Annotated in this window: 2 protein-coding genes; both read right to left on the bottom strand. The window is 65.5% G+C overall.

Features of this window, described 5'->3' with window-relative positions; translation table 11 throughout:
- Positions 1-800 (bottom strand): potassium/proton antiporter (locus KDJ86_RS11440; RefSeq protein WP_291745672.1); only part of this gene is annotated, 800 nt, incomplete at its 3' end.
- A gap of 254 nt (positions 801-1054) precedes the next feature.
- A partial coding sequence (locus tag KDJ86_RS11435) for a type I glyceraldehyde-3-phosphate dehydrogenase (RefSeq protein ID WP_291745670.1) occupies positions 1055-1812 on the bottom strand: 758 nt, incomplete at its 5' end.

The raw sequence follows: 1812 nt of genomic DNA, 5'->3' as shown, positions 1-1812 counted from the left end.
GTCGGCGCCGAGCGCATGTTGCGGTTGCCCGCGTGGAGGCCGGCGACATAGACCGCGAGGAAGCCGCTTCCGCCGACGACGCCGGTCACCGAGAAGACGAGCAGCGACAGCGCGATGACGAAGATCGGCGTCAGCCCGCGCTCCATGTTCAGCCGGTTGACCAGCCCGACGATCAACAGTCCGCCCAGATAGCCCGCGATCAGGCCGAGACCCATCTGCAGCACGAAGCGCAGCAGCACCTCCCAGCTCAGCTCGTCGAGCGCGGTGCCCGCCGCGATGATCTCGACAAGCGCGATGGTGAGGAAGATCGCCATCGGATCGTTGGACCCGGATTCGATTTCCAGCGTCGAGCGGACCTTGTCGCGGATGTTGATGCCGCCGACGCGCAACAGGAAGAACACCGCGGCGGCGTCCGTCGAGCCGACGATCGCGCCGAGCAGGATCGATTCCATCCAGCCGAGCCCGAGCAAAAGCCGCGCCGCCAGCCCGAAGACCAGCGCCGTGATGACGACGCCCACGGTGGCGAGCGTAAGTGCTGGGAACGCCGCGTGCCGGAACGACTGGATCGGCGTGCCAAAGCCGGAATCGAAGAGAATGACGGCGAGCGCCAGGCTGCCGATGAAATAGGCGACGCCGGCATTGTCGAAATCGAGCCCGACCCCGTCGACGCCGGCGACGAGGCCGATTCCGAGGAACAGGAGCAGCAGCGGCGTGCCGAAGCGGAAGGCCAGCAGGCTGGAGAAGGCGGCGACGAGCACGAGGATCGTGCCGATCAGCGTAACCGCATAGATCCAGTCTATCATCCCGCCTCAAATCCCTTCCGTCGTCGCGCTTGCCTCCCGGAGTTGCGTTGCGCGTCCCGATCGCCACGCGGCCGGGGAATCGCGCCCCGACGCCGGCCGGTTCATTGAAACGGCAATCCGCCCCCAAAGCAACGCCGGTATCGCCATGACCGCCGGACATGCGCCGAAATGCGAAAACGCCCGGCAGCCATCTGCCGGGCGTCGGTCATCTTCCACCGGAAAAGAGCCGGCAAGAAGGCCGGGTCCGGATCCTATATGGTTTTTCCGAACGCCACCGCCGTGTCGGACATGCGGTTCGAGAAGCCCCACTCATTGTCGTACCACGACATCACGCGCACCAGATTGCCCTCGATGACCTTGGTCTGGTCAAGCGCGAAGGTCGACGATGCGGGATTGTGGTTCATGTCGATCGAGACCAGCGGCTCGTCCGTGTAGGCGAGGATGCCGTTCAGCGATCCGTCCGCCGCCGCGACCAGCGCCTTGTTCACCTCGTCGACCGTCACCGGCTTCTTCGACACGAACTTGAAGTCGATCACCGAGACGTTCGGGGTCGGCACGCGGATCGACACGCCGTCGAGCTTGCCCTTGAGCTCCGGCAGCACCAGGCCCACCGCCTTCGCCGCGCCGGTCGAGGTCGGGATCATCGACATCGCGGCAGCGCGGGCGCGGTAGAGGTCCTTGTGCATCGTGTCGAGCGTCGGCTGGTCGCCCGTATAGGCGTGGACCGTGGTCATGAAGCCCTTCTCGATGCCGAACGCGTCGTTGACCACCTTGGCGACCGGAGCCAGGCAGTTCGTCGTGCAGGAGGCGTTGGAAACGACCATGTGCTCCTTGGAGAGCTTGTCGTGATTGACGCCGTAGACGACCGTCAGATCGGCGCCGTCGGCGGGCGCCGAAACGAGGACCCGCTTCGCGCCGGCCGACAGGTGCGCGGACGCCTTTTCCTTGGACGTGAAGATGCCGGTGCACTCCATCACGATGTCGATGTCGAGATCGCCCCAGGGAAGCT

Origin of the sequence: Bauldia sp. (assembly GCF_020442045.1) — a bacterium.
Lineage (GTDB): Bacteria > Pseudomonadota > Alphaproteobacteria > Rhizobiales > Kaistiaceae > Bauldia.
This window is presented reverse-complemented; position numbering and strand designations above follow the sequence as displayed.